The 20,181-nt window shown below is 38.3% G+C and carries 19 protein-coding genes; 11 read left to right on the top strand and 8 right to left on the bottom strand.

All coding sequences use genetic code 11. The annotated features are described in order from the left end of the window. The first annotated feature begins 86 nt into the window (after window positions 1-86). Window positions 87-230: a hypothetical protein gene (locus FZC78_RS23560; RefSeq protein WP_187444846.1), complete on the top strand. Its 144-nt coding sequence runs from the start codon at window positions 87-89 to the stop codon at window positions 228-230. A gap of 156 nt (window positions 231-386) precedes the next feature. Then, entirely contained in the window at window positions 387-833 is a 447-nt protein-coding gene (locus tag FZC78_RS07710) for a hypothetical protein (protein WP_148939070.1), read from the top strand. 571 nt (window positions 834-1,404) lie between these two features. Here FZC78_RS07710 and FZC78_RS07705 read toward each other — a convergent pair. Beyond that, window positions 1,405-1,596, bottom strand: a complete 192-nt coding sequence (locus FZC78_RS07705) for a hypothetical protein (RefSeq protein ID WP_148939069.1) — start codon at window positions 1,594-1,596, stop codon at window positions 1,405-1,407. 40 nt (window positions 1,597-1,636) lie between these two features. Continuing rightward, window positions 1,637-1,888, bottom strand: coding sequence for a helix-turn-helix domain-containing protein (locus FZC78_RS07700; protein ID WP_187444845.1), 252 nt, complete (start codon window positions 1,886-1,888; stop codon window positions 1,637-1,639). A gap of 445 nt (window positions 1,889-2,333) precedes the next feature. On the opposite strand from FZC78_RS07700, the gene FZC78_RS07695 reads away from it, so the two are divergent. Beyond that, window positions 2,334-2,894, top strand: a complete 561-nt coding sequence (locus tag FZC78_RS07695; protein ID WP_148939067.1) for a DUF7713 domain-containing protein — start codon at window positions 2,334-2,336, stop codon at window positions 2,892-2,894. A 234-nt stretch (window positions 2,895-3,128) separates the two neighbouring features. On the opposite strand, the gene manA is transcribed toward FZC78_RS07695, so the two are convergent. From manA to FZC78_RS24860, 6 genes are all read right to left on the bottom strand, one after another. Further along, a complete protein-coding gene (gene manA, locus FZC78_RS07690; protein ID WP_148939066.1) occupies window positions 3,129-4,085 on the bottom strand; it encodes a mannose-6-phosphate isomerase, class I in 957 nt (318 codons plus the stop codon). A 120-nt stretch (window positions 4,086-4,205) separates the two neighbouring features. Further along, window positions 4,206-6,152 (bottom strand): fructose-specific PTS transporter subunit EIIC, encoded by a 1,947-nt coding sequence (locus FZC78_RS07685; protein ID WP_148939065.1) that lies wholly within the window; start codon window positions 6,150-6,152, stop codon window positions 4,206-4,208. A 100-nt stretch (window positions 6,153-6,252) separates the two neighbouring features. Beyond that, a complete protein-coding gene (locus tag FZC78_RS07680; RefSeq protein WP_148939064.1) occupies window positions 6,253-8,169 on the bottom strand; it encodes a BglG family transcription antiterminator in 1,917 nt (638 codons plus the stop codon). A 781-nt stretch (window positions 8,170-8,950) separates the two neighbouring features. After that, window positions 8,951-9,139, bottom strand: a complete 189-nt coding sequence (locus tag FZC78_RS07675; RefSeq protein ID WP_148939063.1) for a hypothetical protein — start codon at window positions 9,137-9,139, stop codon at window positions 8,951-8,953. A 38-nt stretch (window positions 9,140-9,177) separates the two neighbouring features. After that, window positions 9,178-9,432, bottom strand: a complete 255-nt coding sequence (locus FZC78_RS07670; RefSeq protein WP_148939062.1) for a helix-turn-helix domain-containing protein — start codon at window positions 9,430-9,432, stop codon at window positions 9,178-9,180. Window positions 9,433-10,081: 649 nt separating this feature from the next. Next, window positions 10,082-10,306 carry a DUF4760 domain-containing protein gene (locus FZC78_RS24860; protein WP_435874070.1) on the bottom strand — a complete coding sequence of 75 codons (225 nt, stop codon included), beginning with the start codon at window positions 10,304-10,306 and terminating at the stop codon, window positions 10,082-10,084. A 750-nt stretch (window positions 10,307-11,056) separates the two neighbouring features. Here FZC78_RS24860 and FZC78_RS07665 point away from each other — a divergent pair. From FZC78_RS07665 to FZC78_RS07630, 8 genes are all read left to right on the top strand, one after another. Then, window positions 11,057-11,770 (top strand): hypothetical protein, encoded by a 714-nt coding sequence (locus FZC78_RS07665; protein WP_148939061.1) that lies wholly within the window; start codon window positions 11,057-11,059, stop codon window positions 11,768-11,770. A gap of 173 nt (window positions 11,771-11,943) precedes the next feature. Next, window positions 11,944-12,657 carry a recombinase family protein gene (locus tag FZC78_RS07660; RefSeq protein ID WP_148939060.1) on the top strand — a complete coding sequence of 238 codons (714 nt, stop codon included), beginning with the start codon at window positions 11,944-11,946 and terminating at the stop codon, window positions 12,655-12,657. Then, window positions 12,642-13,166: a hypothetical protein gene (locus FZC78_RS07655; protein ID WP_148939059.1), complete on the top strand. Its 525-nt coding sequence runs from the start codon at window positions 12,642-12,644 to the stop codon at window positions 13,164-13,166. Before FZC78_RS07660 ends, FZC78_RS07655 begins: the two co-directional genes overlap by 16 nt. A 333-nt stretch (window positions 13,167-13,499) precedes the next feature. Continuing rightward, window positions 13,500-15,233 (top strand): zinc-ribbon domain-containing protein, encoded by a 1,734-nt coding sequence (locus FZC78_RS07650; protein WP_148939058.1) that lies wholly within the window; start codon window positions 13,500-13,502, stop codon window positions 15,231-15,233. Between the two features lie 101 nt (window positions 15,234-15,334). Then, window positions 15,335-15,865, top strand: coding sequence for a restriction endonuclease (locus tag FZC78_RS07645; protein ID WP_252183541.1), 531 nt, complete (start codon window positions 15,335-15,337; stop codon window positions 15,863-15,865). Between the two features lie 133 nt (window positions 15,866-15,998). Then, window positions 15,999-17,459: an HD domain-containing protein gene (locus FZC78_RS07640; protein ID WP_187444844.1), complete on the top strand. Its 1,461-nt coding sequence runs from the start codon at window positions 15,999-16,001 to the stop codon at window positions 17,457-17,459. Then, the gene (locus FZC78_RS07635; RefSeq protein WP_148939056.1) at window positions 17,456-19,024 is read left to right on the top strand and encodes an SEC-C domain-containing protein; all 1,569 of its coding nucleotides are present in this window, start codon (window positions 17,456-17,458) and stop codon (window positions 19,022-19,024) included. Before FZC78_RS07640 ends, FZC78_RS07635 begins: the two co-directional genes overlap by 4 nt. Window positions 19,025-19,151: 127 nt before the next feature. Then, a complete protein-coding gene (locus FZC78_RS07630) occupies window positions 19,152-20,114 on the top strand; it encodes a ParB/RepB/Spo0J family partition protein (protein WP_148939055.1) in 963 nt (320 codons plus the stop codon). Window positions 20,115-20,181: the final 67 nt, after the last annotated feature.

The raw sequence follows: 20,181 nt of genomic DNA, 5'->3' as shown, positions 1-20,181 counted from the left end.
GCAGTCATATAACTACAGATTTCTTTTCTTTCAACCACTTAGCGGGCATAGGATTTACCTATGTCCGCCTCTTCACTTAGATGTTAATGCTGATTAAAATCGTCCACTTGTTGACGGTATTGTTTGTCCGGGGATTGACGGATGTAATGTCCTTAAACACCCTGCAGAAAGGAGAAGACGTCTTCCATGATGCCGGCCATTACCAGTGGCGCTCAGGAAGAATTCCTTAACAAAATATCGGTGCCAGACCCCGGCGCGTTAAAGCTCCCTCTGCCCCGTAAGCGACTCCGCGCACAACAAACTAAGTAGTTTGAGAAAAGACAAAATGATAGAATACTAATATACAAGTCAGAAAAGAAAAGCCATCCAACTTTTAAGGAGCCAACATGAAACTAATGAAATTAAGTCCTGCATTTAAGCCTTGCCAACCTGTCGAAGGTGAAGAGGTTTTTGCAAACGGAGTAATCAGGTGGAATATCAGCAAGATGCAGGAGTACATTGATGCCCACCCAGAAGAAATAGAATTTAAACAAATGGAAATGAAACTACTTACAAATGAATATACAAACATCGACCTGGATCATGTCCCAACTGTAGATCTATCAACGCCTATCATCCTTGTAGAATTCAATCCTAAAATCCAAGACCATTTAATTGACGGCCGTCATCGTGTCACAAGAGCAAGAGAGCTCGGTGTCACCACTCTGCCAGCTTATAAGCTAACACGTGATCAACATATACTTTTTCTTGCAAGTCAAACTGGATATGAAGCTTATGTGAGATATTGGAATGAAAAAGCCAGGAATTGGTACGAAGACGAGAGAAAACGATAGTTGATGTGCTTTGAAAGGCGCAAAGGGGACAGGGGCCTCGTCCGCCAATACTTTTTTTTACCGGAAATCATTTACCCTACGAACCATACTGATGACGAGAGAAATACCTATTCATCCATCCAATGGTATCACCTTTTCCTCATACAAAAAGGCTCTTTTCGTAAAGTTTGTTGCTATTTAATACTAATCCCAGAAAAAATAACCTGAATTCTCCGGAATAACCTAGTTTGAAAAGAAAAGAGCTGCTAGCCCAGATTTAAGTGGAAAACCTCAGTATCCGGGGACATCCGAACGCAACAATATATGCGAAAACAGCCTGCAAAAAAGAGATGTCCAACAAGGGACCTATCCCTTGTCCCATATTCTTTCGTCTCCACTCTGATTATTAGTACTTATACTACAACTGGTTTTGTTTCATTGTCATCGTCGGGTGCGTGTGGTTCATGCTATTAAGGACAGTGATTTCTTTACAGACAATAGACATGTCTATTGTCTGTGCCTATAGCTAAAGGAGAATGGAACAAGGGCCTGGTCATATTTTGTTCGCTGTATTCAATATTCCAGAACTTGTTTATTTATTATCTACTATCCTCTTTTTGGCCTCTTTAAGAACAACCTGCCTCTCAGTTCCTCTAAAGACATATGTAGTGTGGCTGCTGTCACTCACGTAAACTTCACCATAGCTGTTCTTCTTGTCATGAAATCCAATAATCGTGAGGTGATAGGTTTCATTGTCCCTAATTATAGAGAACTCCTTTTTCATAAGGCACCGCTCCCTTTCTGGAGATGACTAAGCACCCAGCTTAGTCATCTCCTTCTTGCTCTAATTCCGCTTTTACATCATCGAGTAACTGATCAATGCTTAGATTATGGGTGTGGCGGAGCTTGTATAGGGTGCGGATAGATGGTCCTTTCACGCCACGTTCGATTTTGCCGAAGTTTTTGTCATCCAGGCCGGCGTCCCAGGCGAATTTTTCTTGAGATAAGTTGAGTTCTTCTCTTTTATATCTGAGATGTTTCCCTAATGTTTTACGGAAGTTTGCCTGATTGTCCAATGATGAGAGCTCCCTTTTTAGAGCCATTATCGATTGGAGGGCGTGGTTGCGCCACGTCCAGTTGGACCCCTTTGGCGGGATGAAGCGACATAGGAACGATATTTTAAGAGCGAAATCATGATGACGCTCAGTTGACGTTTGGAAGTGTCATTTCAGTTTTTGGCTGGTTTTATTTTCTGAACTGCTCATCTTTATGTCCATCTTTGAAGCGGAGGACTTGAGTAAGTGACATCACTCTTACCACGGAGGAACAGCAATTGCACCAGTAACTGACAGCTTGCTTACCGCTTGCCTTTTATGGTGTCTTTTAAGATAGCTCCAGCTGTGGTTATGATCTTGCAATGAAGCTGGAGCATTGTGTCCGGACTCTTTACTTATATTTATAGTAGGTTGGGTTTTGTATAATGTAGGTAGGCTGTCAATTTTAAAGAGAGAAGTGAGAGTAATGGCTGGTTGTGATCAATGCAAGAAGGGAAATGCCAAGATTCATTTGAAGATGGATGAGGGAGTGCCGAATCTGGTACTTTGCTCAGATTGTTATAATGAGGTAATGGCTGAAGAACTAGGGGTTTCCTATGAGGAGCTTTTGATTAAGTCATTCGAGATGGAGGATTCTTTGGGCGAGGTTCATCAGTTTGATGTTGATCAAAGGGTATTTCCGAATGGAACCTTCTTAGAAGCGAGGGAGCGGAAGGAACATGGATATTTCTTTGCCATTTATGACGAAATCGGAGTTTCTGCTGCTGAGTTGCTCCAAAAGCTGATGGAAAAAGTAAAAAGCGGATTAAGCCAGAAGTATATAGAGGAAAATGATCTTGGCGGGGTCTCGCAGCCTGTCCTGGCAGGGGATGAGGTATGGGGAAGAATAGAGTATGATGAAAAAGGAAATGGCGTGCCGCTTGTGGTGGTTGATGGAAAGCCTTATAAGTGGAGTGAGTTTGGGAAGCTGATTTCGGCAAATGAGGGATTTCAGTTCGTGTTGAAGATTCATGAGTTTACGGACTAGGGAAGATTACTTTCACAAAGGGGAAAGAGGGACAGTTTCCGTCTATAACCAATTATTCCAAATCAATATTCCCTTTAAACTTAATGGTTGGGATATAGAAGAAAACTCTGTCCTTGAAACTAGAGTAGCTGTTATTTCTTTACTAGCAAAAAAAGAGATAAGTCATTGTGACTTATCTCTTTTTTGTAGGTTGAGCCTAGTGAGAAAATGGACGAGGGACTGTCGCTCATTCAATCAAGTATGAGATACAATAAACTCCGCATTCCCGGAAAGCTCATAGTCTTCCACGCCCTGCGGCAGGATGAAATGACTTCCTTTTCCAATGGTGAATGTGTTTTCCCCGACTTTAATTTCAGCTTGTCCATCTATTACACTGACTTGCAGGAAATCAGTGGAAAGGTTTTGTTCAGCTTTTCCGTTCAGTGTCCAATGATAAACAGTGAAGTATTTCTCTTCTACTAATTGTTTTGAGGTCAAGTCACCTGACACAGTTGTCTGCTGATTGGTGTTTGCTGGCTGATGTGGAACGGTGGTCACTTCTTTGGAACGTTCCAAGTGCAATTCACGTGTGTTTCCGTTGGCATCTGTGCGGTCATAATCATAAACACGATAGGTAATATCAGAGCTCTGCTGCGTTTCCAGGATGACAATGCCTTTTCCAATCGCATGGATGGTGCCGCTTGGAACGTAGACGAAATCACCTGCTTGGACTTTTTCTTTCTTAAGCAGATCATCCCATTGTCCGTTGTCGATCAGCTTTTCAAATTCTTCTCGTGTTTGGGCATGGTGGCCCAGGATAAGTTCTGCCTCTGGTTCAGCGCTCAGGACATACCAGCATTCAGTTTTCCCGTATGGCTGTCCCTCGACTTCTCTGGCAAATTGATCATTTGGATGCACCTGAACAGATAAATCGTTATTAGCATCCAGGATTTTAACAAGTAATGGATACTCTTCTTTATTTTCCGCTTGTTTGTTGAAGAGAGTGCCGTGTTCAGTCCAAGCTTCTGCGAGAGATTTCCCTTCCAGCGGCCCATTTTTTATAATACTCGGTCCATTCGGATGAGCTGAAATGACCCACGCTTCACCTGTTTGGTCATAAGGAATCTCATAATTGAATTCTGTTTTTAGTTTTTGTCCTCCCCAGATTCTCTCCTGGAAAATGGGTTGCAAAAATATTGGCTCATTGTACATTCTTTTTCCTCCAGTTCGTTCTGTTAATACACTAAATAATACCACATTTGTCTTAAAGAGGGGAAAGCAAGGGGACGGTTCTTGTGCTGCATAGTGAAGCACAAGAACCGTCCCCTTAAATCACTGAATAGTATCCAATAGTCGATAAGCTTCTTCTTTCGTCTTAACGGAAAGTAGTTGGTTCCTAAAATCTTCATCCATCAACTTGCGTGAAAGCATTTGAAGGATTTTCAGGTGTGCATCTCCAGCACTTTCTTCCGGAACGGCAATCATGAAGATCAGCTTAGCATCCGAACCGTCAAGGCTCTTCCAATCCACTCCGTCACGTTTAATGCCGAAAGCTACCGCCGGGCGTTTGACTGCTTTTGATTTTCCATGAGGAATGGCAATATTCATTCCGAGACCTGTAGAACTTTGGCCTTCACGGTTTAAAATGGCTTGTTTAAAGTCTGTCTTGGATTGCAGGATTTGATTTTTGTCAAACTTCTCTATTAACTCATCTATCACGTCATCACGAGTGTTTCCACCTAGTTCGGTTTCAATCAAATGGATGTTGGTGATATCCGTCAGTTTCGTCACATTGGTAACAGCATCTTCAGAAGACTGCGGGGCTTGCTCTGGCTTTTTATTAAGATTATGTGCGTTATTCGACGCTGTCTCCTGAGGTGCTTCTTGGGTAATATCTTTCTTCAAGAAGTTGACCATGAGCGCTGTCACCAAGGCACCAATGATAGCTGCTACAAAGAACATGACAACATTATCGACTGCACCAAGGAAGGCTACGATTGGACCTCCGTGGGCTACTTTGTTACCGACGGACGAGATCATGGCGATGACTGAGCCAGCTACTGATCCTGTGACAATACTTGGGATAACACGCAGTGGATCTTGTGCAGCGAAGGGAATCGCTCCTTCTGTGATTCCGAACAGTCCCATTGTGAAGGATGCTTTTCCGGCTTCCCGTTCTGCAGGCTGATACTTTCTTTTGTTAATGAATGTTGCCAATCCCATTCCAATAGGAGGAATACAGATGGCAACGGCAATTGGGCCCATAATTTCATAATTGCCTTCTGCAATCATGGCGGCTCCGAATAAGAACGCTACTTTGTTAAAAGGGCCACCCATATCTATCGCAATCATTGCACCAAGAATGACAGCTAACAAAATGGAGCTGGCGCCTTGCATGCCTTCCAGCCACGAAGTGAGTCCTTCGAAGATTCCAGCAACTGGAGCACCTATAACCAGGATGAATAATAACCCAACAATTAATGTAGAAATGATTGGAATGAAAATAATAGGCATAACTGGCTGGATGGCTTTTGGTACTTTTAATTTTTTGATGGCTAAGGTCACATAACCTGCCAGGAATCCGGCAATGATTCCGCCAATGAATCCAGCACCAGCTTCACTTCCATAGAAGCTTCCATTCGCAGCTATATATCCGCCGATGATTCCGGGTGCTAATCCTGGACGATCAGCAATACTGACCGAAATGAATCCAGCTAGAATTGGTACCATGAACAGGAAGGCAGCGCCGCCTAATGCTTCAATTTGCTTCCAAATGGAATCCTCAGGTATCACAATTCCTCCAGGAGTTTGTTCTCCTCCCAATGTCAATGCGATGGCAATCAAAAGACCGCCGATGACGATGAACGGAATCATATAGGAAACACCGCTCATTAAGTGTTTATATATTGGATTCTCTTTTTCTTTTTTCTTATTCTTTCTATCGTCACTAGCGAGCATTTCAGCCTTATATACTGGGACCTCTCCACTTTGAACCCGCTGCAGTAATTCTTTCGGTTTTCTGACTCCCTCCTGAACTCCTGTGACGAGAAGCCTCTTGCCAATGAAACGCTCCTTGGAAACTTCTTTATCACTGGCAATGATGATGGCGTCAGCTTCTTCTATATCTCGTTCCGTCAGTGCATTTTCTACACCAATTGAACCTTGTGTTTCCACTTTGATGTCGATGCCCATTTCTTCGCCTGCTTTTTGAAGATTCTCAGCAGCCATGTATGTATGGGCGATACCAACCGGACAAGCGGTGACAGCTAGTACTTTCATGATTTTTCCTCCTTCAAGAAATCGCTTTCTTTTATTGTATATCCTGCTTGCTCGGAGGAAAGTTTTTATTTTTACCATAGCTTCCGGTAAAAAAGGATTATTATAGAAGACTCAGAAATTCTTCTTCTGTTTTTGCTTCCGTCAATAGTTGAATGAAAGAAGGATTGTCTGTTAAAGAAACAATATATTGGATAACCTGTCTGGAATATTTCTTCTCCTCATCTCCAATACCGAGCATGAAGACTAAAGAAACCAGCTCATTTCCCCATTCAATAGGAGTAGAGAGGACGGCGACTGCGATGGCAGACCTCTTAATCAATGAGGGATTCCCATGTGGGATGGCAATTCCTGCACCAATTGAGGTAGCAGAGCTTTTTTCTCGTACTAGGGCACTGTGAGTAAAGGACTGCTCAACATAGCCCTTTTGGTAAAGCGCATTGCCCAGCAGTTCCACGACCTCAAAACGATGTTCCTTCTCGACATTTAAATAGATGAGATTGATATCCATGAATCTAGAAAAAATGTCTTCCTGCTGTTTTCCGGTTTTCTTGTATTCCAACTGATGAAAAAATTGGTTGAGGCGGTCTTTATCCTCGTCTTCTAAAAGAGGGGATACCACGATAGAAGGAATCTTCACCTTTTCCAGTGGAACGGTTGAAATAATGAAATCGACTGAGTGTTTATTCAAGTAGTTTGAAACGTCAGCTTTTCCAATGCAGTCGATAACATAGATATCTTTGTAATGCTGTTCCATCTTGGCTTGAAGGAGGTGGGACATGCCGATCCCCATGTGGCAGACTATAAGAGCTCTTTTCATAATTTCCCTTTTTCCTTCAAGTCTTTCGATGGCCGCTTGGAAATGCAGGACCAAATAGGCAGCCTCATCTTCTGGAATGGAAACCCTAAATTGCTCTTTGATTTCCTCTAAGGAAAGCATGACCATGTTAAATATAAAGGGATACATCTTTTTAATGTCGTATAGAAGAGGATTTGTAATCGGAAATCCATAATGGAGCCGATGGATGACCGAATTCATATGAACAGCCAGGCCGTTAAGAAGAATAGGATCGGCATGGAAGTTTATCATGGTCATTTCCCTCAATTTCATCGTGAGTCCTTGAATGACTTTAAGAGCAAGATTATTGAAATCTGAGCCTAAGGAGGGATCATGTCTTTTCTTGCTGCTGAGCAGGTGCCAGGTGAAATATACTTTTTCTTCATAAGGAAAAACGATTTGAAAGGAAGACGCCAGTTGATCCAGGAACCATTCCGTGTATTGATACTCTTTCTGAGGGTAACCAGAAGCCAATTCTTCTTGTGGAATCTCAATGGGTGACTTCTGTTTGATCCGTTTGATCATAATGAGCGCATGAACGAGTAAACTTTCCAGGGCACCATCTGTAAGAGGAAGTGAATACCTATCCTGCACATCAATTAGCTTCTTTCTAACAACATCGATTTCATAGGGCATAAACAAGTTCAGCATGTAGTTTGTAGTATGACTCATCACAGGAAGAAGGTTGGATAAGTGTGCCAATGCATTCCGCTTATTCAATTCGGTTCCAGTAATGGTACTGCCAAGTCCTTGTTTAGACAGAAGCTGGAGATCAAATCGTTTCAGCCACTCCGTGATATTCTCAATATCTTGTTTGATATTCTTCTTCGTCACATAATAGTGTTTGGCCAATTCATCCAGCGTGTGAGGTGTATCACTAATCAACAATTTATAAGCGATTTCCATTCTTCTCTCTTCATTTGATTTAAGTGTTTCTTGAGAAAAAAGTAATTGAAATAGCCTTGAGCGTTCGGCTGCATCTGCTTCAAGGTATATACCAATCCCCGGCTTACGCACCAGTATAGCCGCTGAGTTTTCCCGGATTAACTCCTCTATTCGCTTTAAATCATTCCGGATGGTTTTCTCAGAACAATGAAGCTGGTTAGATAAATTATGTATGAGAAAGGCTTCATCGTCTTGTGTCAACAAAATCCGCAATAATTCATTTTGTCGTTGATTCATACTTGCACCTACTTTATTTCTTTAAAATGAACATTTTCTTACAAATTCTATACTATTGAGCGGGATGTATCAATTTTTGAACAGGAGCTTTTGTCTGTGTTTTTTTAAATGATATAGGTGTAATTAAGGAAAATAATAGAAGAGTGGATCCTGTAAATTGAATTTGAACCAAAGACTAGGAACAGAAATGATGGTCACAGTGACGCCCCGAGATTTGTCGAAGGTTTTGGGGTGTTTTTTGCTTTTTGTTGGAGGGTTATTGTTTTTTTTCTTCTGTTTTTTTCCCTATCCCTTTTATATTCTCCTGAGGATGCATCGTGTTTTCTTCTTTTTGTCCTTTTGTAACGTCAAGTAGAAATCAACAGTTTTCATCAATTAAGATTCAACACTTTGTGTTAATGCTGTTTAAAACGTCCATATGTTGACGGTATTGTTTGTCCGGGGATTGACGGATTAATGTCCTTAATCACCTGAAGAAAGGAAAAGACGCCATCCATGATGCCGGCCATTACCAGTGGCGCGACGGAAGACGTCCCTCAAACACTTTGATTGTTATAAATGATTATAACATAGTGGAGACCGCCGATAAATAAGTAGTGCGGACAGGTTGAGCGATAAGTGCGGAGATTTGAGCCGCTGTTTGCGGTTAACTGAGCCAATAAATGTGAAGGGACCAGGGGACAATGGTTCTTTTCTGTACCCTTTCCTTAGTTAGATGAGAATGGAACAAGGTCCTGGATTATAGTTAATGCTGTATTTTAAGTCTCTTGAAATTGCTTGTCTATTTATCTTCTATACGCTTCTTTGCCGCTTTAAGAACAGCCTGCCGTTCAAATCCCCTGAATACATATGTAGTATGGCTGCTGTCAGTCATGTAGATTTCACCATAGCTGTTTTTCTTATCGGGAAATCCAATAATCGTGAAGCGATAGGTTTCATTGTCCCTGATTATAGAGAACTCCTTTTTCATAAAACACCGCTCCCTTTTTCCAAAGAAGACTCCCTAGCTTAATCATCTCCTTCTTCTCTTTCTAAGTCAGCTTTTACATCATCGAGTAACTCATCAATGCTTAGGTTATGGGTGTGGCGGAACTTGAATAGGGTTTGAATGGATGGTCCTTTGACGCCGCGTTCAATCTTGCCTAGGTTTTTGTCATACTGGCCGGCATCCCAGGCAAATTTTTCTTGTGATAAGTTGAGTTCTTCTCTTTTAATCTTGAGGTGTTTACCCAATGTTTTACGGAAGTTTTCCTGATTGTCCAATGATTAGAGCTCCCTTTTTAGAGCCATTATCGATTGGCAGGCGTGGATGCGCCACCTCCTGTTGGACCCCTTAGGCGGGATTGAGCGACATAGGAATTGATATTTTAAAAGCAAGATTAAGATGACACTCAGTTACTGGCGTTTGAAGGTGTCAATTCAGTAATTTGCTGGGGTTTATTTTCTGAACTGCTCATCTTTATTTCCATTTAAAGCGGGAGACATGAGCAAGTGACATTACTCTTACCATAGAGTGACAGCCATTGTACCAGTAACGGACAGACTGTTTACCACTTGGATTTTTATGGTGTCTTTTAAGTAGCTCTTGCAATGAAGCTGGAGCTTAAGTGTCCGGACTCTTTACTTAGATTTATGTATGGATGTTAGATTTTGTATACTACCTCTAACAAATCTGTGTGCATTTATAAAGGGTTTCATTTTCACTTGAGTAATGAGGGACTTTAGCACAAAACTATCTCATCCCAATGAACGCCATTAAAAGAAAAAGAACCCGAACAACAAGTTGTCCAGGTTTACTCTATAGTGTTGTAAGTACTTATCTAGTTTTTATTCACTGGTTTTGTCTCTAATAATTCATTGCCTGGGAGTGCAGGTGGAACGTATTTGATCTTATATGTTCTTTCGATTTTTTTTACAGATATTCGAAATCAATAGCATAGTAGTGATTATTCGTTTTTCTCCGTTCCTCTATGTAAGGTTTTAACAGATGAAAGAGTCTTACGACGGAGGGTCCGGAGGCACTTTTGAAAATCCATAAAGGAAGGTAGCCTTTGTTGACCATCATTCCCCAAAAGTGAAAAAAGGCACAAATTTCGGAAGCCGCTTTGGTATCTAATGCTTTAGTTCCGTCCTCTATTGCATATCTTTATCAGGTGGTAGATGAAGGCCTTCATGGTCAAGGGCGAGATACAGAGCGTGTTGACCAATTGACTGAAAAACTATGTGCCATGTATGAGAAGCTTGTGGCTTTTCGAGACCGGAAGGAAAAAGCGGAAGAGGAACGGAAAGCACTCAAGCGTTTTATAAAACCTTGAAAGCATATATAAAAAGTGAATCAAAAGCCTTTCCAAGTGAAAACTACACGGACGTTTTGAAACATGCCTCTGTATATTAAGATGGCAGCATTGTGTACCACTTACGCTTTGGGTTGGGGTGGGCGACTGACGAGGTGTATTCTACTTTTCAGGAACAATGTGAAAAAGAGCGGTGGGGGAAGGTAAAAGCAAAACATGAAGCCTTTCTTAGAGGCCCAGAAGTGGCAGCTCTTCTCTAGTACTGTCATGAACCGAGGACCGTGAAAGAGATGTTAGCATTCATGCTGGAAAGGAAACAAATGGGGAAAACATCTTGAGAAAAAGGGAGAATTTTAGAGAATATATGTATTATGTAAAAGAAGCGCAGGAATAAGTGTAATCTAGTAATCTACCACCTACCATAATAAAAAAATTGATAATTAAAATGTCTACACAAAAAATTTTGGTAGAATAAAATAGAGTATCTAACAAGTTAACAAATACTAATATGGTTAATTTAAACAACTTATATGGTTGTGGATTTTTAGTTTTCTGTAGATCTATATCAAAGTTATGGTAGGAGAGATTATTGCATGAAAGATTGGATTAAAAAACAATTTAATGAGGGGCTATTAGAATTTATTTACCGCCCTATTAGGAAGACTTTTAAGTTTAAAGAAATAAAGCAAAAGAATAAAAATTTTTATTGGTTCTACTTTTTCATATTGTTTGTTTCATTAAACATGCTTGGTATGGGATTAACGAAAATAGTAATGGCCTTTAAAATGCCGAGTATAGGCCTTGACGTAATTGTGTCTGATTCTAAACTCTTTGCTGTGGCGTTATTTGTGTCGGTAGTATTCATAGTTGGATTTTTTCAATGGAAGGCTCCAAAGTGTATTAAGAGGTATGGTTTATGGGCCGTTATATCCTTTGAATTATTAGCTGCCATATTGATATTAGTGGTCACTGGTTTACTAGGTTATTTTCTTTGGGTCACTTCAAATTTTCAGCCAATATTTCTTTTGAAACACCTAGCTTTTTGGATTCCTTTTTCAATCGCTTTTTATCCAATTTTATCTAGAATGATTCGTCTTAAAGTAGGAGTCTATATCTGGGTAGTTATTATTATTATCATCATTCTCCCCATTGCTGCCCTATTCGGTGATATCTTCGGTTGGTTTATAAACATTACTTCTTATAATTCGTATTTATCAAATAGTGGTGACGGGGTTGCTCTAACATCTTTTGGATTGCTCTTATTAGAATTTTCTCTAAGAAAGGCAAATGAATTACTTAACACATAAAGACAGCCAGGAATTACAAAATTATATATAGATGAAAAACGACCAATCAGGCACATCTCCATTCAGGGGGTGGGCCATTTTATGGGGGCTTGGGGATATTGAAGTCAGGCCAAACGAGGAATTATCGGGTGGAAGCAAGCTACGTATGGGTATTTGGTTGACGATGAATATCGGTGGCATATCCAACCAGAGCAAGCCAACATCATCAAACGTATTTACCTGATGTGTTAAAAGGGAAGACAGTAAATAAAATCTGTGAAGAATTAGCACAGGACGGAATTAAAACAGTGACAGGAAAAGATTATTGGAACCCTAAATCAGTGATGGGGATGCTAACGGATGAAGTCTATAAAGGTGATTGTCTATTTCAAAAGCATGTCACTGTAGATACATTACAATCCAAGGTCATTCGTAATCAAGGAGAGGAACCACAGTATTATGTTGAAAATCATCATGAGGCAATTATTAAGCCGAAGGACTGGGACCGGGTTCAAGATATTTTAGAAGAACGTAAACGAAATAAAGGATTTGTTAAGGATGGACACCGGAAGTATGAAAGAGATGCAATGAAAAATCAAGCTTTTATTGAAAAGCTGTATTGTGGTGAATGTGGGTATTTGATGGGGCATAGACGGCATGTAGAGAGACGATGGGAAAAACCAAATGAAACGCACTTCTGGGTGTGCTGTCGCCATGCTCAGAGATATAGAACTGAACGATGCGATACAAGGCGTATTCGCCAGGATTATTTGGAATGGCACTTCATTCGCTTTTTAAACCAAATTCATACTGATCCTAATTTTACGAATGACGTCTTGCATTGGATAAAGAGATTAGAGCTAAGAGATGAGAGGAAAAAGAAAGAGCAGCATTGCAGGAAAGAGTAAAAAAACAAAACCAAACTTTGTACAGTGCCGTTGAAGATGGGATTCAGGATAACGGCCAAAACACTCAGCTGGTAGATCAATTGACTGAAGAGTTGGTGGAACTGCATGAACGACTGAAGCAATTTAGTGAACGCGAAAGACGTGTGGAACAAGAAAGAAAGCTGTTTAAGGAAATCATGAAAAAAGTGAGAAAGTATGTGGAAGGCGGAAGTGAGGACTTTCCTGAAGATTTGTTTCAAGAATTTATAAGTCGTGCAGAGGTGTGTAAAGATGGAACGCTCACCTACCACCTAATATTTGAACTGGAGCAAGAAATGCCAGAAACCTATGATGACTATGTGGAAATACAAAGGCAGCATAAGAAGCAGAAAACGAAGGAAAAGCATGAGGCGTTACTAAATAGGCCTGAGGTGGAGGAGCTGTTAGTATTTTGCGAGGAACCAAAATCAGTTAAAGAGATTGTTGATTTTATGAATGAGAGGATGGATTCTGATACACACACCTTCTAGGTTATTTTGAGACCATTAATGAAGCAGGGAATACTAGAAAGATTTAAAGCTCGGGAAAAGAGAGGAACTAGGGAAGTGTTTCATTATCAGGTTTGTAAGGTTAATAGTATGCAGAGTAAAAATTTAATAGAGGTAAAACAACCAATCAGGCTCATCTCCAATTATGGAGGTGGGCCATTTTTTGTTTTATTAGGGTTACTCTCTTTTAATATATAATAGAATTTATACATATTTCTAACAGTTTAATAGACTATATGTTCTTATACTGGTTTTAAAATGGTAAAATATAACTGGTAATAAGTATTGCGAAAAACGAGAGTAAGGAGTTCCAAAATGGCAAGAAAATATACCCCCCTTTCACAAAAGAATCCGAAGCTAGCTTCAGAGTGGCATCCCTCAAAGAATGGGGTTATCAGACCAGATGATGTTGCAGCTGGTACCAATAATTTTGCTTGGTGGATTTGTGAGCAAGGGCATGAGTGGGAAGCTAGAATAAATTCCAGAAATCGAGGAACTGGCTGTCCTATTTGTTTTGGTAGATTCCAAGAACCATTAACCAAGACGCACCCTATACTGGCTTTGGAATGGCACTCTAACAAAAATGGAAATTTAACCTCAGATGATGTAACAGCAGGATCTACTAGAAAGGTATATTGGAAGTGCTCTATATGTGGTTATCCATGGCTATCAACAATCACTAATAGAAAACATGGAAATGGTTGTCCGAAGTGTGCAGGTAAAGTTGTAACAGAAGAAAATGCATTAGCAACTATTAATCCTGATGTGCTAGAAGAGTGGCATCCAACAAAAAATGGCACATTAACGCCCGATCAAATACATGCGTATTCAGATAAAAAAGTTTGGTGGAAATGTAAAGAGTGTAATCATGAATGGCCAACGACACCTAACCACCGAACTAGCCAAAAAACAGCATGCCCCAAATGTAAAGAAAAGTATAATGTGTCTTTTGAAGAATTAGCGTTTGTCTATTTTTATAGCAAGGTATTTCAAGAGGTCAAATTTAATCATAAGATAGATGCTGGGGACAAAAGTTACAAGGTGGACATATATGTACCAAAGTACAAACTAATATTGGAATACGATAGTGAATTTCATCACCGGGACAGACTTTCAATTGACACCGAAAAAAGCAGTCAACTTATTAAGCACCGTAATGTTCTTATTAGAATGCGGGAACAAGGGTTATCTGAAGTTCCGTTACAAGGTGTTATTAATATTACATTTTCAAATAAAAATAGAACTCAGCTTAAAAAAGAAATCATGGCTTCTTTATATTACATAACCCAAGTAGTAAACATCTCGGAAGAAGAAAAACATAGAATAGAGTCTTTAAAAGAAATCCACATAGAAGAACAAAGATTTAAAATCCTTAGTCAAGTACCCCCAATAGAACAGAGAAACAATATAAAACAAAATAGTAGTTTGTTAACAAAGGAATTCGATTTAGAAAAGAACTTTCCGTTTGGGCCAGAGCACTTTTCTTATGGTTCTAGCTTCAAATTATGGTGGACTTGTGAAGATGGGCATAGTTGGGAATCAGCACCTTCTACTAGAAAAAAGGGCCATGGTTGTCCAGTGTGTGATGGGCAAATTGCTACAATGGAAACATCACTAGGTACAGTAAAGAAAGAACTTGCATATGAGTGGGATTACGATAAAAACAAGGATCTTACTCCTTTTGACATTCTCCCGAATTCTAATCGGAAATTCTGGTGGAAGTGTTCTAAGGGGCATTCTTACAAGGCGGCTCCGAATCATCGGAATAGGGGTGAAGGGTGTCCATACTGTGTGGGAAAAAAGGTTGGAAAAGATAACTGCTTAGCTGTGGTTAATCCAAAGCTTGCTTCTCAATGGCATCCAACAAAAAATGAAAATCTTACACCTTATGATATTACGGCTGGTTCAAGTAAAAAAGTGTGGTGGAATTGCGATAAAGGGCACGAATGGCAAGCCTCTGTTTACAGTAGAAAGGGTAGTAAAACTAACAAACCAAGAGGTTGTAGAGAATGCTACGAACTAGGACGTCGAAAGTCAAAGTCGAAATGACATAAAGGGTTACTTTTGCAGTTATCCCTTTAGCTGGGGATTGGATAAATTATCATCCTCAAAAAAGTAATTTGAAAATTGAGTAATAGGAGTAGAGTGGTATGGGACTGGATTTTTTTGATGGATTTAAAATGGGATTAGACTTACTTTGGACTATGTTAACGGCTGAACCTTTATTAACTTTAGGGATAATAGTATTTTTTGGTGGTTTCCTAATTTTTGCATTGATAGTTAATGTGCTGAGGGAACAAAAACTCAGAAAGTCAGGTATTTTAGAAGTTGATATAATGTCGGGCAGGAAGTTTGAAGAATATCTTCAAGCCTTATTAAAAGCAAAAGGCTATTATGTACAATTAACACCAGCAAGTGGCGACTATGGGGCGGACCTAATTTTATCAGCAAAAGGCAGGAAAATAATTATTCAAGCTAAGCGATACAAGAAAAATGTTGGAGTAAAAGCTATACAGGAAGTAGCTTCAGCTAAAAGTCATTATAAAGCTGATGAGTGCTGGGTAATTACGAATAGCTTTTTTACAGAACAAGCAAAAAAATTAGCAAGTTCAAACCAGGTTAGGTTGGTAGATCGTAAGCAGCTAATAAATTGGATGCTACAAGAAAACAAAGGTGCATAAATATATTTTTGCAATGCATAAGTTAGAGATTTGTTATAATTTAGAAAAAGGATTTTAATTTTTTTTACATAGGGATTACTATTCTTCTAGCAATAAGTAGATAAAACTTGTCTTGGAAAGGGAGTATTTTTTAGTGGAAACAAATGAATATAAAGAATCAGGAATTAGAAGGTCACTTTCTACGCCATATAAATCTAAATTAGATGAATTAAATCAAAAGGTAAAACCAGTTCTAGGAAGAACTACAAATACTTTAATTAATTTTACTGACCATTCACTAGATCATTCATTAGGAGTGGAGAACGTTTATGATATTTTGCTAGATAAGGAATATGATCTGCTAACAGAAGATGAAAAGTTTCTTCTTATTGCTGCAACGTTATTACATGATATTGGCATGGTTGGCCAGCAAGCAGACTTAGGGAGACAAGACTATGAAGCATATAGAAGGAATGCTCATAATTATTTTTCAAAGGAAAGAATTGTTACTGAAGCAGATGTTTTAGGGCTAGATTTTACAGAAGCAAAATTAATTGCAGATATAGCTGAGGCACACAGAAAGGTTCCTTTAGATTCTCTGCAGCAAGAAGTTTCTTATGGACTAGGGACTGTAGTGAGATTAAGATTACTAGGAGCTATGTTACGTTTCGCTGATGAGTTGCATGTAACTAAAGGTAGAACATCTAAACTCCTAATGAATGTTTTGGAACCTGATGAATTTAGCATGAAGCATCACAAAAGGCATGAAAATGTGCATGGTGTTAGCAGAATGAATAGTAATAGAAACTTAATAGTAATCTCTGCTAATGCTGATGATTGGGAAATGGAAGAGTTAATGGAAGAAATGGTAACGGAGATAAAGGCCAAGTTGACTCAGGTTAATGAATTATTTTTAGAAAACAAAATCATTATAAGTGATGTATTATTAAATCTACATTGTGAAGATTTAGTTACTAAGGAGATATTTTTAGCGCTGGCTGAAAAGCCTCATACAGAACAGGAAATAAATGAAGTGTTAAATAAAAGAGAAAAAAGTATTATAAAGAAAATCTTAGGAACCTTTAGAACAACAGGTATTCTAGAGTTTGACACATCAAACGGACAATACAAGTTAACAGCAAGTGAAGATACTTGCAGAAAGGTTTTCAATTCCCTGAAAAATACAGACTATATATTTAAATTTATTAGCTTACCTTATCTTAGAGGTAGTATCGGGGAAATCTTTGATGATATTGCATACAGAATATATTCACATAGAATATTCCACGGTGATAGAGAAGATAGATTGCTATTGATAAGGAACTCTCCTACTGTATTAGATAATCTATTAAATGAAAAGCAAATGGACCCTAATTTTGCGCAATTAAATCGTTCTGTGGTATTAGATTTACTTATCCTTAATGGCTATATGCAAGATGTATCGAAAAAACCTTCTTTATCTAAAGAAGATGAGATTATATTCGCTATGGAAAATATCCAAAATTCCCTTCATAAGGAATTAGGATCATTCCTTTCATTAGTCCAACACCTAGATCCAGAGAAATTGGAAGTAAGTAAGGATGTTTTAGATCAACAAGTAAAAAAAAAGAAGTGAATGACAGTGATTCTAAAACATTTACTATAAGTACTAAGGTTAAAAAGACGGATTATAGCCATTCTAGCTTCATGTCGTTATATTTAGCTTCAGCAAGTTCTGGCCAAGCTTTTAGGGTGTATAAAGATATAGACATAAAAGATTTGAATATTGAAGGCTATGAGAGTAAAGAAGGCAGAATGGTAATGATGGAGTTTAGACCCAATCATTCTGAGTTGCCCTTTTTAGAAACTGAATTTTGGGCCGATTTAGTTGAAGACCCTCTTAATAGGACATTATCTATACAATTATCTAATGACAGAAATGCTGATAATGCACCTTATATGGTGAAATTGAAGTTCAGGTCAAAAGGGAATGTTAACTTTAATATTGAGCCATCACCGTTTGCTTCAGCAAAGGAATGGAATAAATGGTATTCTATTTTAAGTAAAATACGCGGGCTTGATTATAGACGCACTTATATATTAGGGAAAGATAAAAGCCGATTAGTAACTTCAGCATGTCCGAATTTAGATAATACACTTTCTACCTTTGAAGGCGAGTTTTTGAAAAAGTTATCTATCCTTGAGGATAAAATTGGAAACCCTATAATTCCTCCTACTGAAATAAGCCAGGAACTCTTGGATAGCGTAATTGAAATAAATGAAAAATGGGAGCATATCGATGATGCTGAAAGAGAAAAAGAAATTCAGCAACTTGAAAAGGATCTTAATATTCCAATGACAACACTTATTTCTGTACAGTTGAAAAATCAAGAAACTGATCTAAATCGGATGATGATAATTCAACACCTAGGGTGGATTAAATATTCGAGTTTTGGTTTGAAATTCGATGATTTTGAAAAGAGAAAAGAATGGGATAAAATCATAAAAAATCAAAGTGCAATTAGTTATGTTGTAAATGCTCGGACATTTACTCCTGAAGATTTCTTTAATCAACTTTCTTCATTGAGGCAAGAAGGTGAATATAACATTTTATCTATGGTTAACAAACTTTTGAAAATTAACTCAGAGGAATTACCGCCAATAAAGACGAACATAGAAGTAAAGCTTCAGGAGCCAATAGGATCTGTACAAGAAATTCAAGTCACAATCCAACAAGCTGATGATGACTATAATAAAATGGAAAAGCTCTTATTTGAAGAAAAATATGTTCAAGCAATTCCCTTCCTAGAAAAGATTGGAGCCAATAAAGAAACCTTAGCTTATGCTTATGCAATAAATCATCAATATGATGAGGCTATAGAATTAGCAGATAAAATAATAGCACAGGATGTATCAACAGTTGCACATATGACTAAAGGGCTTGCTTATGTAGGTAAAGGAGAATATCATTCAGCTTTTGACGCATATCAGTTAGGTATTCATATATGTCGCTATAAATGGTATCCGATTGCAAAAGAGAATTTAGAATCTTTTGTTTTGTCTAATAATACCCAAATGACAAAGGAACTACAAAATATCATTGAGCTACTAGATAAAGAAAGAGAACCAATGAATCCTAAAGAAAAATGTTATTGTGGAAGTAAGAGAAGGTTTAAAAAGTGTCATGGTAAAGTAAGGTAAAATCCACTGTAGCTCATCATCTTAACCGGTGATGAGCTTAAAATTTTTGGTTTAAACGGTAAATTTTTGTAATAGTACAATTTACTCATTGAATACCCATTAATAAAAGTGAAATGGGTGGTTCAACATGAGCAAGCAGCCAAGGAAAATTAAACTTTCCCAGATAAGGTTGGAAACAAGTTATCGAAAAAGTGAGAAGGATTTAAGTTTAGAATTAAGCATTAATAGACAAGGACTAAAAGTACCGTTAGTTGTTGAGGAAGAAGGTAAGAATCAATATGTGTTAGTGGATGGGTACCGTCGCTTTTATGCCCTTGAGTTTTTAGAAATAGAAGATGCCGAATGTAATGTAGAAAAGCTATCATCAGAAGAGGAAAGAATAGTTAAAAGGTTAGGGATAGAGTTACACACCAAGAAGAGAACTGCATACCAGCTGGAAAGAATGATTAACCGTCTATTAGAAAATAAAAATTACGATGCCAGGTTAATTGCAAGCCTTTGTGATGTCAATGAAGAGACTGTAAATAAATATATACGTGGCTCCGAAGTTAATCCAGAATGGCTAAGAAGAGGAGAGAAAGCTGGTGCTGGTAGGCATGCATTCACTGATATTCATAAATTGAATTTAAGTGAAGAAACGAAAAATTACATTGCAGATAAATATATAGATAGACAAATCAATAAGTCCACTGTTGATATCATAAAAAAAGCTACCAATGAAAATGCATTTAAGGATATACCGGAGGAAGACACAAAAGAATGTATTGACCAGATAATCGAACAACACACTAAAAACTATGAAACTGTGAAAGAATTTGTCTGTGAAAGTAGTTTAAGAGCTGGTTATTCTAAAAGTAGTCATACATTCATGCATAATCTAACTTTAAATTTGTTGTCAAGGATTGAGAAGATCTTTAATAATGGTTACTATGTAAATTATTTATCCACTCAGCAAAAAGCTAAAATGACGAAATTACTTCAGAATTTACTTCAAACTTTAAATCCACCAATAAAATGGTCCGACTTCCCAAAGAATGAACAGGCTCATGAAAGTATAGAAAACGAGGACGGTGAAAGCTTGGAGCATTAATAAAATTTTAAAACTGCATACGTTTAATAAAGCTTTATATATAGAAGAAAAACGACCAATCAGGCTC

The sequence above is a fragment of the Rossellomorea vietnamensis genome (genome assembly GCF_008180415.1).
GTDB classification, from domain to species: Bacteria; Bacillota; Bacilli; order Bacillales; family Bacillaceae_B; genus Rossellomorea; species Rossellomorea vietnamensis_C.
The sequence above is the reverse complement of the archived record's forward strand: the minus strand, read 5'-3'. Positions and strand labels throughout refer to the sequence as shown.